The organism is Ensifer sp. EB106-03-01-XG145, assembly GCF_058792075.1.
This window is the reverse complement of the sequence record NZ_JBYTEC010000008.1, coordinates 13,845-33,243: the sequence shown is the minus strand read 5'-3', so window position 1 is coordinate 33,243 and position 19,399 is coordinate 13,845. Positions and strand designations below refer to the sequence as shown.

20 protein-coding genes and 3 pseudogenes are annotated in these 19,399 nt (G+C 60.0%); 13 read left to right on the top strand and 10 right to left on the bottom strand.

The genetic code is table 11. From position 1 onward, the window contains the following. Positions 1-445: 445 nt before the first annotated feature. The 4 genes and pseudogenes from AC3WWH_RS19460 to AC3WWH_RS19445 all read left to right on the top strand — a co-directional run. A pseudogene (locus tag AC3WWH_RS19460) lies at positions 446-565 on the top strand (transposase domain-containing protein); the annotation flags it as partial. Between the two features lie 18 nt (positions 566-583). Then, positions 584-894, top strand: a pseudogene (locus AC3WWH_RS19455) (hypothetical protein). Between the two features lie 501 nt (positions 895-1,395). After that, a complete protein-coding gene (locus tag AC3WWH_RS19450) occupies positions 1,396-1,653 on the top strand; it encodes a hypothetical protein (RefSeq protein WP_156433131.1) in 258 nt (85 codons plus the stop codon). Positions 1,654-1,934: 281 nt separating this feature from the next. Further along, positions 1,935-2,969, top strand: coding sequence for a hypothetical protein (locus AC3WWH_RS19445; RefSeq protein ID WP_058323095.1), 1,035 nt, complete (start codon positions 1,935-1,937; stop codon positions 2,967-2,969). On the opposite strand, the gene AC3WWH_RS19440 is transcribed toward AC3WWH_RS19445, so the two are convergent. Continuing rightward, positions 2,966-3,325: a helix-turn-helix domain-containing protein gene (locus AC3WWH_RS19440; RefSeq protein WP_058323096.1), complete on the bottom strand. Its 360-nt coding sequence runs from the start codon at positions 3,323-3,325 to the stop codon at positions 2,966-2,968. The two genes, AC3WWH_RS19445 and AC3WWH_RS19440, sit on opposite strands and share 4 nt — an antisense overlap. 395 nt (positions 3,326-3,720) lie before the next feature. Here AC3WWH_RS19440 and AC3WWH_RS19435 point away from each other — a divergent pair. Together AC3WWH_RS19435 and AC3WWH_RS19430 are read left to right on the top strand one after the other, a co-directional pair. Continuing rightward, positions 3,721-4,142: pseudogene (locus tag AC3WWH_RS19435) on the top strand (hypothetical protein). Positions 4,143-4,229: 87 nt separating this feature from the next. Further along, on the top strand, positions 4,230-4,712 hold the full coding sequence (locus tag AC3WWH_RS19430; RefSeq protein ID WP_058323097.1) for a hypothetical protein: 483 nt from the start codon (positions 4,230-4,232) through the stop codon (positions 4,710-4,712). 29 nt (positions 4,713-4,741) lie between these two features. Here AC3WWH_RS19430 and AC3WWH_RS19425 read toward each other — a convergent pair whose 3' ends face one another. From AC3WWH_RS19425 to AC3WWH_RS19410, 4 genes are all read right to left on the bottom strand, one after another. Further along, positions 4,742-5,440 carry a hypothetical protein gene (locus AC3WWH_RS19425; RefSeq protein ID WP_156433132.1) on the bottom strand — a complete coding sequence of 233 codons (699 nt, stop codon included), beginning with the start codon at positions 5,438-5,440 and terminating at the stop codon, positions 4,742-4,744. A 325-nt stretch (positions 5,441-5,765) separates the two neighbouring features. Then, complete coding sequence (locus AC3WWH_RS19420; protein ID WP_058323099.1) at positions 5,766-6,440, bottom strand: YecA/YgfB family protein; 675 nt, start codon at positions 6,438-6,440, stop codon at positions 5,766-5,768. 95 nt (positions 6,441-6,535) lie between these two features. Next, the gene (locus tag AC3WWH_RS19415) at positions 6,536-6,892 is read right to left on the bottom strand and encodes a transposase (RefSeq protein WP_492377217.1); all 357 of its coding nucleotides are present in this window, start codon (positions 6,890-6,892) and stop codon (positions 6,536-6,538) included. Between the two features lie 134 nt (positions 6,893-7,026). Continuing rightward, entirely contained in the window at positions 7,027-8,139 is a 1,113-nt protein-coding gene (locus AC3WWH_RS19410; RefSeq protein WP_210173017.1) for an ISL3 family transposase, read from the bottom strand. Between the two features lie 598 nt (positions 8,140-8,737). Between AC3WWH_RS19410 and queC the strand changes: the two genes are divergently transcribed. The 4 genes from queC to AC3WWH_RS19390 all read left to right on the top strand — a co-directional run bounded on the left by queC (position 8,738) and on the right by AC3WWH_RS19390 (position 10,987). Further along, positions 8,738-9,448: a 7-cyano-7-deazaguanine synthase QueC gene (gene queC / locus AC3WWH_RS19405; protein ID WP_058323100.1), complete on the top strand. Its 711-nt coding sequence runs from the start codon at positions 8,738-8,740 to the stop codon at positions 9,446-9,448. Next, positions 9,448-9,804 (top strand): 6-carboxytetrahydropterin synthase QueD, encoded by a 357-nt coding sequence (queD, locus tag AC3WWH_RS19400; protein ID WP_058323101.1) that lies wholly within the window; start codon positions 9,448-9,450, stop codon positions 9,802-9,804. The genes queC and queD overlap by 1 nt, the downstream gene beginning before the upstream one ends. Beyond that, positions 9,801-10,538: a 7-carboxy-7-deazaguanine synthase QueE gene (queE, locus tag AC3WWH_RS19395; RefSeq protein WP_058323102.1), complete on the top strand. Its 738-nt coding sequence runs from the start codon at positions 9,801-9,803 to the stop codon at positions 10,536-10,538. Before queD ends, queE begins: the two co-directional genes overlap by 4 nt. Positions 10,539-10,636: 98 nt before the next feature. Next, on the top strand, positions 10,637-10,987 hold the full coding sequence (locus AC3WWH_RS19390; RefSeq protein WP_058323103.1) for a DUF488 domain-containing protein: 351 nt from the start codon (positions 10,637-10,639) through the stop codon (positions 10,985-10,987). 20 nt (positions 10,988-11,007) lie between these two features. On the opposite strand, the gene AC3WWH_RS19385 is transcribed toward AC3WWH_RS19390, so the two are convergent. The 3 genes from AC3WWH_RS19385 to AC3WWH_RS19375 are packed head-to-tail and all read right to left on the bottom strand — an operon-like array spanning position 11,008 to position 13,009. Further along, complete coding sequence (locus AC3WWH_RS19385; RefSeq protein ID WP_058323104.1) at positions 11,008-11,853, bottom strand: arylamine N-acetyltransferase family protein; 846 nt, start codon at positions 11,851-11,853, stop codon at positions 11,008-11,010. A 2-nt stretch (positions 11,854-11,855) separates the two neighbouring features. Beyond that, complete coding sequence (locus AC3WWH_RS19380; RefSeq protein WP_197417365.1) at positions 11,856-12,422, bottom strand: serine hydrolase; 567 nt, start codon at positions 12,420-12,422, stop codon at positions 11,856-11,858. Further along, on the bottom strand, positions 12,419-13,009 hold the full coding sequence (locus AC3WWH_RS19375) for a serine hydrolase domain-containing protein (protein WP_197417366.1): 591 nt from the start codon (positions 13,007-13,009) through the stop codon (positions 12,419-12,421). The genes AC3WWH_RS19380 and AC3WWH_RS19375 overlap by 4 nt, the downstream gene beginning before the upstream one ends. A 197-nt stretch (positions 13,010-13,206) precedes the next feature. Here AC3WWH_RS19375 and AC3WWH_RS19370 point away from each other — a divergent pair, with 197 nt between their 5' ends. The 3 genes from AC3WWH_RS19370 (at position 13,207) to AC3WWH_RS19360 (ending at position 15,909) form a co-directional block, all read left to right on the top strand. Beyond that, positions 13,207-13,998, top strand: a complete 792-nt coding sequence (locus AC3WWH_RS19370) for an SDR family NAD(P)-dependent oxidoreductase (protein ID WP_492377173.1) — start codon at positions 13,207-13,209, stop codon at positions 13,996-13,998. 7 nt (positions 13,999-14,005) lie between these two features. Next, positions 14,006-14,893, top strand: coding sequence for a LysR family transcriptional regulator (locus AC3WWH_RS19365; protein ID WP_058323106.1), 888 nt, complete (start codon positions 14,006-14,008; stop codon positions 14,891-14,893). Positions 14,894-15,045: 152 nt separating this feature from the next. Next, positions 15,046-15,909 (top strand): alpha/beta fold hydrolase, encoded by an 864-nt coding sequence (locus AC3WWH_RS19360; RefSeq protein WP_058323107.1) that lies wholly within the window; start codon positions 15,046-15,048, stop codon positions 15,907-15,909. Between the two features lie 161 nt (positions 15,910-16,070). Here the strand turns inward: AC3WWH_RS19360 and AC3WWH_RS19355 are convergent, their stop codons facing one another. Both AC3WWH_RS19355 and AC3WWH_RS19350 read right to left on the bottom strand, forming a co-directional pair. After that, complete coding sequence (locus AC3WWH_RS19355; protein WP_058324432.1) at positions 16,071-17,138, bottom strand: ABC transporter ATP-binding protein; 1,068 nt, start codon at positions 17,136-17,138, stop codon at positions 16,071-16,073. Next, positions 17,135-19,399, bottom strand: a complete 2,265-nt coding sequence (locus AC3WWH_RS19350) for a glycoside hydrolase family 2 protein (protein ID WP_058324433.1) — start codon at positions 19,397-19,399, stop codon at positions 17,135-17,137. The genes AC3WWH_RS19355 and AC3WWH_RS19350 overlap by 4 nt, the downstream gene beginning before the upstream one ends.

The window sequence follows — 19,399 nt, the reverse complement described above, 5'->3', positions numbered from 1 at the left end:
AATCATCGAAACCCGCGCGCCCAGTTCCGCCATTATGGGCGCGCGAGCTATTGACCAATGCATCGGCGACCTTCACGCCGCAACGCTTGCAGACGCTTCCCGTTCCCCTTGGTGATCGAAAATTTCTCTATGGCCTTGTGCCACAGCGCCGATGTTCGGTCGTCGAAACAGTATTTGTTCGCCACAATCTCCCGACATTGACGACAACAATGTAGAAAGACACGGAGTTTGACCCAACCACAATAACAATTTCAGAGAGTTATCCCGGCCTGCGTCACCGAAAAATGTCCGAATTGACAGAGTGATTTGACCGTACTCCTAAGCAGCTGATTTTATTGCGGAATATTTTGAGACTTCGTCCTTCTGGATGGAACCCGTCCTCGGCAGACGCATACTTTCGACGGAGCTGCGTTGGCACGAAGCCCTGCACCGGTTTCGGTTCCTGCTCCTGCAGACAGCAAAGATGAATGCCGTCGATCCGCAAGCCTGGCTTACCCAGACACTTGAGCGCCTTGCGAATGGTTGGCCAAGCAGCGAGATCGATGCCCTCATGCCGTGGAACTATCTGCGCCGAGGCCGCCTAATGGCTACGGTCACATATGTCTTCACCATCAACCATGTCGCCGAAATGCTCGGCGAAGACCGGGAGCTCCTTGAGGCGATCGTCAGCAATTCCGACAATCTGACCTATGGAAGTATCATCAGCGTCGTACACGGTGACGATGAGGCAATCACCGCAGAGACAATCACCGCACGTCCGACGATGGCATCGATGAGCTGAGGCAAAAGCTTGCCGATGCGCGCCGGTCGCCCGAAACCTGGAACGATTTCCTCGACTGCTTCGTCGACGACGAAGAAGTCATCGCTCGCGTCAAGGCGAAATCTCCGCGGTAACACTCGGCCGGTTACATTTGTCGAAGCGACCGGCTCATTTCAAAGCCGTATTCCAGATTTTCCGCTGCGCCTGACGGTCAATCAATCGGGAGTTCGATCGCTGTGCCGTTTCCGGCTCGCTGACGTTGCGCACCGGCGTTTGAGCGCCCTCGAACGATCTCATGAGGACAATCCCTCGCGTCGACAGAAGCTAGCCCGTGTCTAAGGACATCGGAGACGCCAGGTCGTGGCCTACGCTAGTTCGAAGCGCAGGACCTATAACATCTATCCGTAATCAAGCTCCTATGTCCTTCAACCGTTGGACGTCGCGATTCCGGAGCGGCAAAGCGCGTTCCGCGAACAAAATGATGCAACGCATGGCGTATCCTGAACGCGCTGCCCATCATGGCACGCCTTGCAACGCTCAGGAACCGACTTGGCGAGCTTGAAATCGTCCGCGAACCGTCGGCTGCCTAGCGGCGGGAAGTGCCCGAGCTCCGGCGGCAGGAAATCGAGCTGCGCGTGAAGCTGCAGGACGTGTCGAACTCGGTGCGGACCGTCGAAGATGAGATTTCGCGGATCGTCGTGAACGCTGCAGCCTTAGAGGCGGCATCGCAGATCGATGACCTCTCGGAACTTCGAGCCCGCTACCAGACCGCGGACAAAGATATACCCAAGCTCGCGGGGCGGGCGGCCGAGTTGTCGATCGAGGGGCTGCTGCTTCAGTTGGGCAGGCCGGAAGAAACCACCCCGGAGCGCCTTCTTCTCGACGCACCTTAGCTCCTGATCTCCTTCTTTCAGCAGTCGAGCTAGAAGGCTGCAGCGAGCTCTTCGGCTAAGTCGTCCCGATAAATCGGCAGATCCTAGCGATCAGGAACCTACCGGGGATCTTCGCATCCTTGGGCTTGAGGACAGTTCTGAAGCGTGGTCAACCTTAACTGGTTGCGTGGGCGGCAATCTATTTGCTCGGTATGAAAGTCAACGGCGCAGCACGCGACGCGGCACTCTCCTATACTCGTTTTGGCTGCAATTAAGCGGTCGAAAAACAAGGAGAAGCTGCAATGAATGAAGTGCTGAGGAACTCCGTTGGGCAACATTCTCACATCTCCAAGCGGGCTTTGCGCCCGAGAAGCTCGCCCGTCGTATTCATAAACACCACTCAAGAAGAGGCGGAGCAGTTTCAGGAAATCGTCGCCATCGATGATATCGACTATCTGACCCAGGCGATCGCGTTGACGGCGCTGTTTAACGGCGCCATTGACAATACAACCGGTCGCTTCATTCCCGGCAAGGCCCGCGAGTTGATCGCCAACTACAACGAAAGCCTCGACGCTAACAGCCAGCCTTACAAGATCGGCATTTTCAACACCCACCAGACCACGCTGACCCAGCAAAACAGTGCTGTGTCGGCGATGATCAGCCAGATTCTCGAAACCTTGAAGCGCGTGATGGGGGTCGCCCTCGGCGCTTCTTCGGTCGCGCAGATGACCGCAGCAGTAACTGATGCGTTCACCAACCTCGACGAGCAGTCGGGGGATGCCTGGATCTTCTGGGAAAAGAAGACGAGCAACAAGACTACCTACAGCTACGCGATCCTTTTCGCGTTTCAGGACAGCACGACCGGGAAGCTCATGTTTGCTCTGCCCATGTCACTGGAGATCGAGGTGGACGTCAGCTACGAGCGCGTTCTCTTCATCACCGTCGAAGACAAGGAAACCTATTCGGTCAAACTCGATACGATGAAGGTTGGCCAGCTTCTCTTCCCCAAGTCACCTGGTGCGAACGCACTTCAATCGGCGCGCCGGCTCGGTACGCGCTCGGGCAGCGCCGATCTGCTGGCTGAACCCCGTCCGATCACCGACATCGTCGTGACGAACTGGGCAAAAACGAAGACTTTCGCAACGGCCGCAACCGGCCTGTACACTAACGATCACCCGCTCGTTCAGGTGATGGCCTCGGAACCCAATGTCGTCAATCCGCTGTACGACGGCAACCAGTACCTGGTCTCCTTCGCCCTCGATGGCGTACGGCAAACACTCGGGTTCCTTCTGAATTGCACCTTGCCCGATGGTGAACTGTGGTTCGTGTCGATCTAGGGACGAAGGAATTTACGATCCGGGTCGAACTCGGCCCGGATCGCCTCACTAACCGTGAGCAGTGCTGCCACTATAGGTTCCGGCAGCCCGTCAGCAGAGTCCGCCAATCGGGAAAGCACATCCAAGCCCTTGGAAAGCCGGTGTGAATCCATCGTCCCGCGGCCTAACACCAGCCAGTCGAGAGAGATATCCAGAACCTCGCAAATCCTGACCGCGTGCTGAAGGGTAAGGCGGCTTCCCCGCTTCCACCGGCTGACTACGCTGTCGTCGACGCCAATTTGCGCTGCGAATGCCATCTGCTTTTTGACCCCTCTGGCTTCCAACGCGATCTTCAGACGATCCCCCGCGGACAACATTGAGGCTTGAGGTCTCCACGGTCGGTTGATGTTGTAGGATCACTCGAAACCAAACTTGGTCGCCCCTCGTCGCGGCGCCCTCTCGGACTGTTGGTGTTACGGCCGAAGTCCAGACTACAGCCAAATAAGCGATGCTTCATGTTCGCCAAAGACGAAACCACGAGAAGTCACAACCTATTGTGGTGTATGCTTAATGATACGAGCACTGGTGCCTGAAACGCGACAGCGGGAGGGCCCGCCTTTGCATCCGTTTGAGCTGGATGCGCGACTCTAAGTGGACTCTCGCCCTAGATGGACTTCCTTCTCCAGGTCCGAAACAGCCGGATTCCGGCACCAACCCTCTGTTAATTCCATGCCGCTAATGTGTGCCAAAATAGGATAAGAAAGGCACATCGATGAGAGGCGCGGCGCCGGTAATGCAGCAGCACTTCCTGAACAAGGAAGAGTCCTTCATGTACGATCGGGAGGCAAGCTTTCCGATGGAGGACACCCGGAACGAGGCGCGCATCGAATATACCGAGAAGGGCATGACACAACTGAGCTCGCGTCGATGCGAGATTCTCAAGCTGTCGAGAAGCGGCGCCGTTCTCAGCATCGCGACTGCGCGGCGACCCAGTTTCGGCTGCCGCAGAATTTTTACTTAGATATCCCGAGCGCGCGCATCCAGATGATCGGCTGCCTCTTAAAGCGAGTGCATGCCAACAACGTCGTCGAAGCGCGATTCCTGCGGCTGCTAACCGATCGCGACCTCAACCGCATCTTCGTCTACAGCACGCATCCGAACCACCGAAACCGCACGCTCGACATCTACCGTTAAGCAGTGTTCTCAGGGTCTTTACCGGCCCGCAAGCCTCAAACGGTTGTTGTTGTTCTCGTAAACGTATCCTCATTTCAGGAGTATGTGATGCCGGAACCGCAGCCCTTCGCCATCCTTGCGCCTGTACCCTTGGTTCATCTGGCGGCCAGTGCTGCCGTACTGGCCACCGAGGCCTCAGTCGCATTCGGTACCAGCAGCTACAGGGTATTTAACAAGGTGGATGAACTTAGGGATGGCAACCCCGTGCGGGTTCTAATCTATGCCTCGCACGAGGGGGTGGCCGCGCAACCGACTTTTATGGTGAAGTGGCGGGGTTGGTATGTTGGCCAGGTATGGAATGATGATGGTCGGCATCCCGAACAGAAGTTTCGTCCATCGACTGCCCTCACCGACTCGCCCACTTGGATGACGTTTTGGCACGTCTCGGAACTCGAGGAGATGGACAAGAAGCACTGGTTTCCAATCAGTAAGGTCCCCAAATTTAAGGGCGGCTGGGCGAAATTAAAACCTCCGCTCGGGCCGGTTCTTGTGGGATTACCTTCTGCATTCGAACAGGTAGCCAATGAATGATTCTGGTGCGTTGAGAAGAGCGTTGGCCTTCACATGGCGAGCGCCCTGGTCGCACTGACTGGTCCCCGCTTATTCAATCGGACTCCAGCGCGCTCATAGACGCTCCTGAGACTTTCTGCGTCGATAGTTGCCAAGACTGTGGCTCGATCACTGCTGTTGCATTCTGCGGAGATCAACTGGTTGGTCTCGGCATCAATTGCTACTCTGAAGTTTCCGAACTTGGGTAGAACGCTGTACCGCTCCTCCCCGGAACTCTTCGCGGGCAACCAGTATCTAACGCGGCATTCCGCAACCGCGGCGCCGTCTACAACCCGAACCCTGTAGGAATTGCCAGAGCGGATATCGACACCTTTTGCGGGGCGCATCGCTCTCCAAAGGCAAATTGCGATACGTTCAACGGCCTCTTCCGCATCGAAAGGCTCCCAGCCATTGGCGAGGCCCAACGCGGCGTCGCTTGGAGCGTGTTCGAGACCGCCTCTGATATGCCGTGCGCTATCAATCCAGTAAGGTGGGGTTATGCCGGAACCGTGAATGATCCTCACCACGAATGCGCCGTTATGTTCCACGCCATTCTCTTCGTAGCGGATCGCTCGAATGTACCTCGTGCTCGATCCGGTACCGGTCGCCTCTCGTCTGAACACTTTTGCTGCTGCGGTGATCTGCACGGGAAACGCCAGCATTCTCCAAGCTTCTTCAGCGTGCGCGATTGGGTCAAACTTCTTTCTCACTTCTTGCCTCCCATTTTTTACAAGCCTTGTGGCATGCGGTGCATGGGACAAAACGGTGGGCGATCGAGCCGGCGACGGCATGTCGGTCAAAGGTCCGCTTAAAGAAGGCTCGCTAAAGGGAGCTCAGGCCGGTGCCAGGCACTATCGGCAACGGGCTCTTCTTCGCCAGCGCCTAATTTTGGTTCCGGATGCCAGCGGCGGAGTGTGCAATTGGCGGCGCTGCCGAGAGCTGAAACGTGATCAGTGCGCGGCGGCAATCAAGGGTTCTTCCGCATATTTGGTGCAGGTCAGGGTCTCCGCCTGCTTGCGGTTTCGCTATGGTTGTTCAGGAGCCAGTCCCACAGCATTTTTTGAATTTTTTGCCTGATCCACACGGGCAGGGATCGTTTCGGCCGGGACTGGCAAACGAGCGCAGGCCGGCAGAGACGCCTTTCTTTTCGAGTTCGGACATACGCCAATAGGCCGCAATTGCCAAAACGGTGTCCGGCAGGGCCTCAATCGCGTCGTCAATCACCTGCTCTTTTTCCTCGATGGCAAGGTCATCGGGCAGATTTTCGGGATCACAGAGCATCATGATGGGAACGAGCAGCATCGCGGCTTCAGACTTGAGCATCTTCGTCCAGTGACGCTGGCGCAACGCGAAGGACTCGACAAAGCCGTCAGCCCAGTCCCAGGCGATGACGGTGTCGCCGGATTGCCAAAAAATAGGCTCGACGGTCTCGTTGTCGATTTGCCGGACGATCTCGTCGTAACGGCCCATAATGGCCCCAAGGACAGCCTGCGCTTGGCTCTCATCGTCAAACTGGGGCGCAGACCCGCCCCAAATAACCGGCAACCACTCGTCGGGCGGGATTGCCTCCGGCCCGACGGCGATGTCGGTCAAAAAGCCATCCAGATCGGACAGCAGCATACTCTCCGCTGGAGAACTGTCGGACATGAGATAAGCTTCGAGATCATCAAGGCTCATTGCTTCGGTGAAGGACGTCTGATGCGCAGTCATATCGCAATCCTTGTAGAGCTTCGAACAAATCTAAGGCCGACGCTCCGCCCCAGGCAATGCTGAATGGTTCCCGTCCCCGGCATTCTGAGTATCAGCTATGCCGCCATTAGAACGCGACTGCGCAGCAGCGCGTAACCGGCCCGGCCATACATCTGCCGCTTCAGCGTCTTCAGGCGATTGATCTGGCCCTCGACGGGGCTGGTCGTCCATCGATGCTTGATCGCGCCGCGGACGGCCTCGATGTCGCGGCTAATTCCGGCAGCCAAAGAGGCCAGTTCGCTGTCCCCGGCCTCGGCGATCCATCCCTCCAGGAGGGAGGCATCATCACCCTGCAATATTGCTGCTAATCGGCGAGAAAGATGCCCGGCAACCGAAAGCTGCGGCGCATGTTCGTAAACATGCTTCAGGAAACACTCGGTCTTTGTGTCACAGGATTGAGGGTCCTGGCCCAGGAGCCATGCGCATGCGCGCCGAGATGGCGGTCGCCAGGGTCGGCTCTTTTCGCCTTTAGATGATTGTGGCTGCTTCTTCAGGGCTGCGATCCATCGGTAAACGGTGGCACGGCTCCCTTTAAATCCCTGGGTTTTTATCTCGGACAGAAGCTGTCGACCATTGTGACATCCGTCGTTCCAACGTCGAAGAAGATAGTCCTCGAACGGCAGGAGGGTATGGTGGTGAACCGAAGGGCGGTGGTGTTCGGGTCGCCGCCCGCTGCCAGCCACCGTTCAATTGTACGCACACTCATGCCGACCTGTGGCGCAATCTGCCTCGCAGAGGTGATCCCCGCATCACGCAGGCGCATCACCTCCTCATACAGATCACGACGTTGCCGCTTTCGCTGGTGCCGCAAGCTTTGCAGCGACGTTGGCTTCTGCGATATGTGTTCGGGGCCTTCATGACTGCCTGCGGCGATCTCATGCATCGCGGCGACGCCGGCAAGACGGACAGCTTTGCGATGACGACCGACCGCCAGACGAAGAGCCTCCCCCAAATTCGCGAGAAGATGCCATCGATCCGCGATCTGAGCGGCATCAGGGGCGCCTCGTCGTGCCCCTTCTGCATAAACGCCAGCACGGTCGCGGGCGATGATTTCCACGCCAGGATGCCGGGCAAGCCATTCGGCTACAACATCAGCATTTCGTTCGGGAAGCAGATCAAGAACGCGGTTGCGTTCCAGATCGCAGACAATCGTGCCGTAACGCTGGCCCTTGCGCCAGGCCCAATCGTCGATACCAACGATACGAGGGGCAGGATAGGATTCGTGCACCGATGCGCTCACCATTCGCAGGAGTGTATCGCCGCTCACAGGAATGGTCAGCTTTTGCGATAAGCGACCGCCGGGCTCGCCTCCTGCCGTAAGCCCGACCGCTGTTTGCGCCGCTCTGAGGCGGCTGGTTCGACGGGCCTTGGCAGAAACCAATCCCGGAAATCGTTCGGTGAAGATACGCGTCACGCATTGTGTGTCGACACAACGAAAACGCCTGGCACGAAGTCGGATCGCCGCAGCTTGATCCTGGAAAGGCAGATCGGCAAGCCGGCGCAGGTAATGGCTGTGAACGCGCCCGCTGGATCGGTCGCAACTGGGGCAATTTGCCGAGGCCGAAATCGACCGCGCCGAAATAACGACTGCCCCACCTTGGCGCTCGACCTCCTCGACCTCGAAAGTCTCCGGAAGCAACGAGTTGAAAAAGTGAAGCACGAGCAAATCACTGCATAGACTACGATTCCGAATCTATGACCGTATTCGCGCCGCACGCGAATCCTCCTGCACCAAATATGCGGAAGAACCCAATCAAGGTGAGATTCGTCTCATCCTGATCGCCGCGCTATAGTGATCAGGGGCGCCTATCCGACGCCTTTGTCACGGCATTTCGAAACCTTTGAAGGCGACTTTCGAGCCGAAAGTCTCATCGGCAGCGTCGTTGCGTGGTGATTTTTACTTGCGTGGTACCGAGATAAGTTTCAAAAATGATAACGAATTCTTTTATAGTATCGATTAGTTTAATATTAAATCATAAATATGTATTATGCGATAGCATATAACGTCATATATCGAGGTAAATAGTCAAATTATTACTTGTTACGGTAAAAACATTTCATTTTAGCGGTTGAAATAATGCGTTCACTAGAAGAGCATTCCTGTGTATTCATTGTAGTGCTTGGGACGGATGCGTGTCTTCGGGACAAATTGCTTGTCCTCCCACATCAACATTAAGCTTCCCATCGCCCCTGCTTTGTCCTAGAAGGCACCCCGTAATCCGGTCGCAGCCTACCCGGTCAAAACAAGGACACCTATCATGAAGACGATTGTCATCTGCTCCGGCGGATTGGACTCGGTATCGCTTGCCCACAAGGTCGCAGCCGAGCAGGAGCTTATAGGCCTGCTCTCCTTCGACTATGGACAACGACACCGCAAGGAACTGGACTTTGCCGCCGCCTGTGCGAGGCGGCTTGGCGTTCCACATCAGATGATCGACATTCGCGCCATCGGCGCCCACCTCACCGGATCGGCGCTGACGGACGATGTCGACGTGCCCGACGGCCACTATGCCGAGGAAACCATGAAGGCGACGGTGGTTCCGAACCGCAACGCCATCATGCTCGCCATCGCCTTCGGGCTTGCTGCCGCGCAGAAGGCGGATGCGGTGGCGGTCGCCGTGCATGGCGGCGATCATTTCATCTACCCCGATTGTCGCCCCGGTTTCATCGAGGCCTTCCAGGCGATGCAGAACCAGGCGCTCGACGGCTATGCCAACGTTGCACTCTACGCGCCCTATGTGATCGTATCGAAGGCGGATATCGTCACCGACGGCGCAAGCCATGCGACACCCTTCGAAGAGACCTGGTCCTGCTACAAGGGTGGCGCACGCCATTGCGGCCGCTGCGGCACCTGCGTCGAGCGGCGCGAGGCCTTCCATCTTGCCGGTGTTGCGGACCCGACCGATTATGAGGATCCGGATTTCTGGGTGGCGGCGACGTCTGCTTTTTCAGCCGAGGAGGTGAAGTGATGTTCCGGATCACCAAGGAGTTCCATTTCTCCGCCTCGCACCAGCTAAAGAGCCTGCCGGCGGACCACCAGTGCGCCCGGCTGCACGGGCATAACTACGTCGTTGAAGTCGAGCTTGCCGGTGCGGAACTCAACGCACACGGCTTCGTGCGCGACTATCACGAGCTGGCGCCACTGAAGCGCTACATCGACGAGAGCTTCGACCATCGTCACCTCAATGACGTCCTCGGCCATGACCAGGTGACGGCCGAATGTCTGGCAAAGCATTTCTACGATTGGTGCAAGGTGAGGCTCCCTGAAACCTCGGCTGTGCGCGTCAGCGAAACACCGAAGACCTGGGCGGAATACCGGCCATGACCGGGCCTGGCGAAACGCGCATCCGGATCAGCGAAATCTTCGGGCCGACGATCCAGGGCGAGGGCATCCTGATCGGCCTGCCGACCGTGTTCGTGCGCACGGGCGGCTGCGATTATCGCTGCAGCTGGTGTGACACGCTGCATGCGGTCGACAGCGAATATCGCGACCAATGGCTGCCGATGACGGTGGGGGAGATCTGGAGCGAAGTCAGCCGGCTATCCGGCAGCAAGCCGCTCACGGTCTCGCTATCCGGTGGCAATCCGGCGATCCAGCCGCTTGGACCTCTGATCGCGCGTGGGCGAGAGGAAGGCTACCGGTTTGCCCTGGAGACGCAGGGCAGCATCGCCAAGGACTGGTTTGCCGATCTCGACGTGCTGGTCTTGAGCCCGAAGCCGCCGTCGAGCGGCATGAAGACCGACTGGAACGCCTTCGACGACTGTCTTCGCATGGCGGCAGGCCGGCCCGAGGTGGCGCTGAAGATCGTCGTCTTCGACGAGCGCGATTATGCCTATGCCCGCGATGCGGCGGCCCGTAATCCGCATCTGCCGCTCTATCTGCAGCCCGGCAACCACACGCCGCCGCCCCCTGATGACGACGATGCCACCGTCGATATCGACGGCATCATCGACCGCATGCTCTGGCTGGTCGGTAAGGTGACGGAAGATCGCTGGTTCGAGGCTCGGGTGCTGCCGCAACTGCATGTTCTGCTCTGGGGCAACAGACGCGGGGTATAGCGGGCGCGCCCTTGTTGTCTGCCTGCAAATCCTCCGGGCTTGGTCGGACAGCGGCGGGCGGCTATGGTCCAAGCAATGAGACCGTGTGAGGGGCGTTCATGCAGCTGAAGACGAAACGTGTCTATGAGCCGAAGGCGGATGGGGACGGCATGCGCGTCCTGGTTGATCGCCTGTGGCCGCGTGGACTTACCAAGGCGGAAGCGGCGGTCGACCTGTGGCTCAAGGAGATCGCGCCGACAACGGAACTGCGTCGCTGGTTTCACGGGGATCAAGGCACCTGGGACGAGTTCAGCAAGCGCTACATTGGTGAGCTCGACAACAATCCGGCGGCAGTTGACGTGTTGCGGCAGCACATTGGTGAGGCCCCCGTGACCTTGCTCTACAGCGTGAAGGATGAGGCTCGAAACCATGCAGAGATCCTCAAGGACTACATCCTGACACACCGATAGACGGGGGCGTCGGGCTCACGTCATGTCGTTGCGGTGGATACTTCGAACGTGCTGCCGATGCGCGCAGTGATCCGGCGCCAATCGTCCTGGAAGGGTAGGCCGAAGACGCCTGTCAGGGCAGTTTCTATTGCAGGCGCATCGAGATCACGGCGTGTGACGGTGCCGTTCCTGTCACGGATCGTCAGCCGGTTTCCGAACAGGATCTTGCGTGCCTCCTCGGTGGTCAACGCCACCAACAGGTTCTGCCGGAAAAGCGACTGCGGATGGGTCGATGTGACGATATTCGCGATCCGATACGCTTCCTCCCCGCAAATCGTTGGCGACACTTCGTAGACCGGTACCCAATCGCGACCGAGTTGGGCTTCGAGCAAGAAGCCCTCGATCGTCCGGCTGAGGCGGAATGGCTCATGTGGCGTCGGCTGTGGCGTGGTCCGGTCGAAACGCAGAGGCGCGGTCGGCACGCAACTGCCAAAACCGGTATCGACGAGATAGCCGACACCGTTCACGAAGACGCGAAGCGCCATATGCGACCATGCCGGCGGCGGCGCATCGGGTTCGCGCATCCACAGGACGCGGGCCATCAAGGGCTCTACCGGATAACGGAGCGCGCTGAGTACACGCTGCAAAAGGCTGTTCTGTTCGAAGCAGTAGCCGCCGCGTTTGCGGTCGATGAGCTTGCTGTCGATTGCCGCCGGCGACAACTCGACCGGATGGGCAAGCAGCACATCGATGGCCTCGAAGGGGATCGACGCCGCATGGCGAGCAATGATGCCGCCGAGCGTTGCCAGATCGGGCGATTGCGGCCCGGAGTAACCGATGCGGGCGAAGTAACGGCCGAGGTCGACGGGAAACGAGGCGTTCCGCATGGTTAGAGGCTCCGATAGATGGCGTCGCGGAGATCGACCGGGAAGCGTCCGTTCATGCCTTCAAAGGCGGTGTTGGTGAGCGCAACGACGGTCAGGCCGCGGACCGGGTCGATGAACCACTTGTGGCCGTAGGCGCCGTCCCATTGCAGCGTGCCGCGCGACTGCGGCGTTCCCGCCGTCTCGGGTTCGACAAGGACGGCACCGCCGAAACCGAACTCCCACCCGGCGCCGGCGGCCAATCCGCCGGTCCGTGCCTGAATATCGAACATCGAGCGGGTGGTAGGGGCGTCGAGCACCGGCGACTGCCCGGTCCTGAGGCTTTCGAGAAGGCGAATTACATCCCCGGTGGGGCCTGCCATGCCGGCACCACCGGAGGGAAAGGCCCCTGCGTTGAAGATCCGGCCGGGCGAGAGGCGCACGGGATTGCCGTCGCCAGTGAGCCGCCGCGGCCGCGGCGACGCGTCGCCATAGTGGACCACGAGCCTGCGTGTATCAGCCACGGAAAAGGCGGTGTCGCCCATCCCCATCGGGCCTGTGACGAGCGCAGTGATCGCCTCCGGCAGCTTCAATCCCGTCGCCTGCTCGATAACCGCGCGAGCACATCGAAGCTCATCGAGTAACCCCAACCGCGTCCGGGCGGATAGGACAGCGGGATGGCGGTGAGTTTGCCGATAAGGGCAGGGAGATCATCGTCGCTGCCATCAAGGCCGCTGCTGATGGGGTGCCGGTGGTAGGGACCATCGCCCTCTTCCATGAACACGTAGCTCAAGCCGGCGCTGTGCGTCAGGAGTTGACGGACGGTGATCCGAGGTACGCTGCCGTCCGGTAGCCGCGGCCTGAACGCGGGCAGCCATTCCGACACGGCATCGTCGAGACCGATGGTGCCGCTTTGCACCAGGTTGAGAGCGGCGACCGTGACGATCGGCTTTGCAACCGAGGAGAGCAGTAAGATGCTGTCCTCGGTCATCGGCCGGTCGGCTTCGCGATCGGCGAAGCCTGCGGCACATTGGTAGGCGGGCTCGCCGTCGACGAGGACCTCGACGACCGTGCCGACGATACGCTGTTCATCCAGGGCTTCCGCAATCACCCGGTCGAGTTCGGCCTTCAGCCGCTTCCGGCGCTCCGATCTTCCTTGCCTTGTCGCGATTGCATCCATTGTCGCCTCCTGTGCTTCTCGAAACTACGGCCCGATCGACGCTTCAGGGCGAAAGACGGGCTCCCGGACATAGGCAATCCAGTTCGCACCGAAAGTCGATTGTCTCTCCACGTATGGGAGGCATACGCGCCTGCACGAAGCAGCCGTCGCCGTCCGACGCTAGAAACCGTGCGACAGCGTCAGATGGAGTCGGGTTGATGAACACAAACAATCTTGGATTCGCCGGGAAGGTCGCCCTGGTCACAGGCGCCAGCAAGGGTATCGGCGCGGCCGCTGCCCGCGCCTTTGCGCAGGCCGGAGCATCCGTCGTCCTTCTCGAGGCGCTGGTGGTCTCCATCCGTGAGGCGGGCGGAGATGCACTGGCGATCGCGGCCGATGTCGGCGACGAGATTGCCATGAAGCAGGCGCTTGCGAGCGTGATGAAGCACTATGGCCGGCTCGACGCCGCCTTCAATAATGCGACGGATGGAACCATGCCGGCGCCGCTTGCCGATCTCGATATCGAAGGTTTCGATCGTGGCATTCGCACCAATGTTCGCGGCACCTTTCTCGGCATGCGTTATCAGATCGAAGCGATGGCGCGTGGCGGCGGCGCGATCGTCAACATGGCCTCCGTCGCCGGCATCAACGGTACCTCCGGGCTTTCCGCCTATGTCAGTGCAAAGGCAGGGATCATCGGGCTGACCAAGGCCGCGGCGCTCGATTACGCCGACCAGGGAATCCGGATCAATGTCGTCGCGCCCGGGCCGATCCTCACCCACCATCTCGAAGCTGCAGGCGCCGAAATCCAGCGGCACGCAGCACTTTCGACGCCGATGCGCCGGCTTGGCCGAGTGGAGGAGGTGGCCGCAAGCGTCCTCTGGCTCTGTTCCGATGAGGCGAGTTACATCACCGGTGTGGTGCTGCCGATCGACGGGGGCATGACGGCGGGCACGAAAGTGCCTATGAATTACCGTCGAGGCGAGCCGCCTCGACCGGCTGAACCCTGAGGTGCTTGTGGACTGGGAAGAACTCCATCTTGTTCAGCTGCTGGCACGCCACGGTTCGCTGAGCGCGGCGGCGCGGGCTCTGGGCACGACCCAGCCGACACTCAGCCGTCGCCTCGACGCGTTCGAGCAGAAGACGCAGCAGAAGCTGTTCGAGCGGCAAACAAGCGGCCTTGTGCCGACTGCGGCGTGCCTGTCCATTCTGTCGGCGCTCGAGCAGATGGAGGCGAATGCGCTTGCGGTCGAGCGACGCCTGGCGGCGCAGGACGATGCGCTGGCGGGTACCATCACCGTCACCAGCCTCGACTGGCTCGGAGATTATCTGCTGGCGCCGATCCTGACGAGATTTGCCGCGGCCCATCCCGGCGTCACCATTCACCTGTTGAACGACGCCCGGCGCTTCAATCTGTCCCGGCGGGACGCCGATATCGCCTTCCGCTTCGGCAGCTTCGATCAGAGCGACATCGTCGAGCGCAAGGTTGCCGATATCCGCTATGGCCTGTTTGCCATGCAGGCCTACCTCGATCGCTTCGGCCATCCAAACGCCACCGGTGACGGTCACGCCATTGTCGAACTGGCCGAGGTGCCGGTGCGGGTGTCACTCTCGACTTGGCTGAAGGACCTCTTGCCGGATGCGAGGGTAATGTTGCGCGCGAACTCGATCCGCTCGCAACTGAGTGCTGTCGAAACCGGCGCGGCGCTCGCGACGCTTCCGCATTTCCTTGCGGCCGGCCGGGACGGCCTTGTATCCGTGGATGTCGGCGTTGCCGCACCAGTCCTGTCGTTGAAGCTCGGCGTGCACCAGGAGACGCGCAATCTCCCGCGGGTGCGAAAACTCTTAGACTTCGCCGTCTCGCAGTTCGCGGGCCTGCGGCCGAAGCTCAATCCGCCGAGCTGAACGCCTGTAGCGGCGACTGCTGCGTTAGACCCTTTCGGCGCGCCGCAATGCAGGCCGAAATTTTCTTGATTGTCGACGTCGGGATGGGAAAGCGCTGCACGTCTTAAGCTCGACGGCGGTTTTGGACCGCGCTGACTACAAGGAGAATATGCATGTTCCGCACCGGTTTCATTGCTGGCGCTCTGCTGATTTCCGGCACCACATTTGCCGACGCCGAGCCGGTGGGCAATCGCGTCGATGTCAACGGCATGAAGATGTATTACGAGATCTCGGGCGAAGGCGAACCGCTGGTCGTGCTGCACGGCGCCTACATGAACATTCCGTCGATGGGCGCGATCATCCCGAAGCTTGCAGAGACCCACAAGGTCTATGCGGTCGAGCTGCAGGGCCATGGCCGCACCACCGATATCGACCGGCCGATCACTTATCCGAACCTCGCCGATGACATCGCTGCCTTCATGGATGCGATTGATCTCAAGAAGGCTGACGTCTTTGGTTACTCCATGGGTGCGGCCGCCGGTCTGCAACTGGCGATCCGCCACCCGGAAAAGGTGAACAAGCTCGCTGCCGCATCCGTCGCCTATGACGCTGACGGCTGGCAGCCGGAGTTCAAGGCGGTCATCCCGCAGATGACCGTCGAGATGATTGTCGGCCTGCCGTTTGCCGAGGACTATCGCAAGCTTGCCGCCAACCCTGACGGCTTTCCTGATCTCGTGAAGAAGCTGATCCAGCTCGAAAAGGAGCCGATGGCCTGGGAGGCGGACGTCAAGGCGCTGAAGGCACCGGTCCTGATCATTGCCGGCGATGCGGACGTGGCGACGCTCGAACACAATGTCGCGCTCTTCCGTCTGCTTGGCGGCGGAGCGATGGGCGACATGGGCAAGCCTCTGGCTGCCTCGCGGCTCGCCATCCTGCCGGCGACGTCGCACACCGCAGTCATCAACCAGACGGACTTGCTCTACGCCTTCGCCGAGCCCTTCCTGAAGGGCGAGACGCCGAAGGGCATGTTCCAGTAGGATTCGACCGGCGCCATCTCCAGAGGGATGGCGCCGGCGCAACAACACGCGCGGGCTGCCTAGATCATTTCATTGTTTCATCGAAACACTGAAGTGATCTAAGTCTTTGAAATTACGCAATTCTGGACGGAAAACCGTTTCGCACTTTTCCTGGAATTTTCCTACCGCAGACGCCTTCCGTCGGCGTCGAACACCAAAACGGCGGCCGGATCGAAGCGGGCGGCGATGCTATCACCGGACTTCAGGCCGCGACCATTCTTGGTCTCGATGATGATCAATTCGCCGTCGCCATGGCGGGCATAGGCGAAGGTCTCGCCGCCGAGGTGTTCCAGCATGTCGATCGTCAGATCGAGGCTTGCCGAGCCGCTGTCGCCGAAATGTTCGGGCCGGATGCCGATGGTCACGGAGCTCCCAGGCGTAGCCTCCTTGATGGCCACTGGAATAGTCGCGTTGCCGAAGTCGGGCAGACGTACCTGCGTTCCGCCAGCGTCGACGATCCCCTTCAAGAAGTTCATTTTCGGTGAGCCGATGAAGCCGGCGACGAAGAGATTGGCCGGATCGTCGTAAAGGTCGAGCGGCGAGCCGACCTGTTCGACCACGCCACCGCGCATGACGACGATCTTGTCGGCAAGTGTCATTGCCTCGACCTGGTCATGGGTGACGTAGATGATCGTGGTCGCGAGCTTCTTGTGTAGCCTGGCGATCTCGATGCGCATGTGGACGCGCAGTTCGGCATCGAGATTGGAGAGCGGCTCGTCGAAGAGGAAAATCTTCGGGTGCCGCACGATTGCCCGACCAATCGCCACCCGCTGGCGCTGGCCGCCGGAAAGCTGTTTCGGCTTGCGATCGAGCAGCGGACCCAGCTCCAGGATGTTCGCAGCCTCACCGACCCGTTGTTCGATCTCGGCCTTCGGCACGCCGGCAAAGCGCAGCGCGAAGCCCATGTTTTCCCGAACCGTCATATGCGGATAGAGCGCGTAGGACTGGAAGACCATGGCGATGCCGCGCTTCGAGGGGTCGACATCGTTCATGCGTTCGCCGTCAATCGTGAGATCACCCGACGTGATCTCCTCGAGACCCGCGATCATCCTGAGCAGGGTGGACTTGCCGCAACCGGATGGGCCGACGAAGACGACGAACTCGCCGGTCTTGATGTCGAGGTCGACCCCCTTGATGACCTCGAAGTTGCCGTAGGACTTTCTAACGTCGCTGAGTTGGAGTTCGCTCATGCAGCCGCTGCCTCGCTTGCCACTGCCGAAAGTTCCAGTCTTACGGATCCAAGCCGTGTCGAGGTTACCGCGACGGCGATGCCGCCAGCAGCACCCGTCGTCTCCAGCCAGAAGCCGGTCGAACCACCCTGGAAGACGAGGCGCTCGGGCCCAAGCAGTCGGGCAGGGCCGGTGACGGTGACGTCGACCGCATCGTTGAGGAACGGCAGGACGTTGCCGGCCTGGTCGAGCGCGCGCACGATCACGCGAACACTGTCACGCCCTTCGGCCCGCAGCGTCGCGTTGTCTGCCACGACCTCGAGCGTCGTCGGCACCGGGTCAGCGACCATGCGCAGGCGGGCAACGGCCTTGCCGTCGATGAGGCCGGTGAACGCGGCATCTTCCCATTTCATGCCCCATACGCCGAGTTCGTCCTTGGTGAAGTGGCGGTGGTCGATGACCACAGGCGGATGCGGCAGATGCGGGAAGTTCTCGCGGTCCGGACCGACGCGCTTCACCAGCGAGCCGTATTTCAGCTCGACCTCGTCGCAATTGGTGAGCACGATCAAAGGCAGCACGCCGCCGATGTTGCGCTCGCCGCGCGCCCAGAAAGTGACCGGCTTCATAACCACGTCCTCGGACGGCTCGCATTGGCTGGCGTAGACATAGGCTGCAAACTTCGGCTGGCGGAACATGTCCATGACACCGTGATAGCAGATCCGGTCGCCGGAGCCGAAATCCTTGTGGGTGTTGTAGTCGAACATGCACCAGCCGATGGCACCGGAGATGCTGGGGTCACCATGCGCGGCGTTCAGCACCTCCAGGTGCCGGCGCACATGCTCGGCCTGTCGCTGCTCCTGATCGTAAATCTTCGTCGGGTACATGTGGCCGCCGAATTCGGTGATGAGGTAGGGCACCTTGCGATTGAGCCCGGTGCACTCCTGCTGTGGGCGCAGCGCCGTGCGCGGGCGGTTTGCCCCCGGCAGTTCCTCGTTGCCGAGGATGAAGTCGTTCATCGTGTAGACGTCTTCGAGGAACTCGCTGTCGGTGATGTAGCGCACGCCGCCGGTTTGCCGCGTCGGGTCGAGTTCACGCGCCAGCCGGTTGGTCTCGACGTAGAAATCGTGGGAATCCTGCGACTCGTTGATGCGCACGCCCCAGATGATGATCGACGGGTGGTTCCAGTCGCGCTCGATCATGCGGCGGACGTTTTGGATCGCCTCCTGCTTCCAGGCCTCACCGCCGATATGCTGCCAGCCGGGGATTTCCTCGAAGACGAGCAGGCCGATGCGGTCGCAATGGTCGAGAAACCACTTGGATTGCGGATAGTGCGAGGTGCGGACAAGGTTGCAATGTAGCGTGTTCTTCAGGATCTCGGCATCGCGCTCCTGGGCCGACCGGCCCATGGCATAGCCGACATAGGGGAAGGTCTGGTGGCGGTTGAGACCACGGATCTTCAGCGGCCGGCCGTTGAGCTTGAAACCTTCCGTGGTGAACTCTGCAGTACGGAAGCCAAAGCGCGACGAGAGCCGGTCGCTGCCGCGATCGCTGCGCAGTTGCACCTCCGCCTCGTAGAGGACGGGACTGTCGATATCCCAGAGCGAAAGCCCCTTGAGACCGGTAATCTCCAATGTGACGCTCTCACCGCGGGTCTCGCCGATGGCTTCCGCCAGCACCTTGCCGTTCGTGTCCTTGAGCAGTGCCGTGACAGTTCCGGCTAACGTCAAGCTTTGCGGATTGGCGAGATCGCAACGGACCGTGACGGACTTGGCGTCGCTGAGGACATCGCGGGTCTCGATCTTGATGTTGGCGATCGAAACCGCGTCGGTGACCTTCAGCCAGACGTCGCGATAGATGCCGGCATAGGTCAGATAATCGATGCGGCCGCCGAAGGGCGGGATCTCCGGGTTCTCGCTGCCGTCGATCTTGACGGTGATCAGGTTATCGCCCTCCCGCAGCCTGTCGGTCAGGCGCGCTTCGAAGGGCGTATAGCCGTCCTTATGCGCGATGATCTCCTCGCCGTTGAGGTAGACGACGGCATCGGCCATCGCAGCGTCGAAGACGAGCGAGACCTCGCGGCCATGGAACTCCCGACGCCAGGCGAGCGGCTTCTGATAGGTGAAAGCGCGCTGATAGGCGGCCTCGTCGAAATAGTTGAACGGCAGTTGCACCGCATTGTGCGGCAGACTCACGGGCCTGCCCGCCTGCAGGCGGGCGGCTTCAGTGGCGGCGAAGCCTTCGGTGAAGACCCAGGAATCGTTGAAAGAGGTAACAGATCGCAT

What these genes read in the sequence shown, in the direction of transcription:
- AC3WWH_RS19385 (WP_058323104.1), bottom strand. Translation starts at nt 11,853, where the DNA reads ATGCGGAACGCCTCGTTTCCCGTCGACCTCGGCCGTTACTTCGCCCGC.
- queC (WP_058323100.1), top strand. Translation starts at nt 8,738, where the DNA reads ATGAAGACGATTGTCATCTGCTCCGGCGGATTGGACTCGGTATCGCTT.
- AC3WWH_RS19440 (WP_058323096.1), bottom strand. Translation starts at nt 3,325, where the DNA reads ATGTTGTCCGCGGGGGATCGTCTGAAGATCGCGTTGGAAGCCAGAGGG.
- queE (WP_058323102.1), top strand. Translation starts at nt 9,801, where the DNA reads ATGACCGGGCCTGGCGAAACGCGCATCCGGATCAGCGAAATCTTCGGG.
- AC3WWH_RS19420 (WP_058323099.1), bottom strand. Translation starts at nt 6,440, where the DNA reads ATGACTGCGCATCAGACGTCCTTCACCGAAGCAATGAGCCTTGATGAT.
- AC3WWH_RS19375 (WP_197417366.1), bottom strand. Translation starts at nt 13,009, where the DNA reads ATGGATGCAATCGCGACAAGGCAAGGAAGATCGGAGCGCCGGAAGCGG.
- AC3WWH_RS19370 (WP_492377173.1), top strand. Translation starts at nt 13,207, where the DNA reads ATGAACACAAACAATCTTGGATTCGCCGGGAAGGTCGCCCTGGTCACA.
- AC3WWH_RS19430 (WP_058323097.1), top strand. Translation starts at nt 4,230, where the DNA reads ATGCCGGAACCGCAGCCCTTCGCCATCCTTGCGCCTGTACCCTTGGTT.
- AC3WWH_RS19350 (WP_058324433.1), bottom strand. Translation starts at nt 19,399, where the DNA reads ATGCGATCTGTTACCTCTTTCAACGATTCCTGGGTCTTCACCGAAGGC.
- AC3WWH_RS19390 (WP_058323103.1), top strand. Translation starts at nt 10,637, where the DNA reads ATGCAGCTGAAGACGAAACGTGTCTATGAGCCGAAGGCGGATGGGGAC.
- AC3WWH_RS19445 (WP_058323095.1), top strand. Translation starts at nt 1,935, where the DNA reads ATGAATGAAGTGCTGAGGAACTCCGTTGGGCAACATTCTCACATCTCC.
- queD (WP_058323101.1), top strand. Translation starts at nt 9,448, where the DNA reads ATGTTCCGGATCACCAAGGAGTTCCATTTCTCCGCCTCGCACCAGCTA.
- AC3WWH_RS19355 (WP_058324432.1), bottom strand. Translation starts at nt 17,138, where the DNA reads ATGAGCGAACTCCAACTCAGCGACGTTAGAAAGTCCTACGGCAACTTC.
- AC3WWH_RS19360 (WP_058323107.1), top strand. Translation starts at nt 15,046, where the DNA reads ATGTTCCGCACCGGTTTCATTGCTGGCGCTCTGCTGATTTCCGGCACC.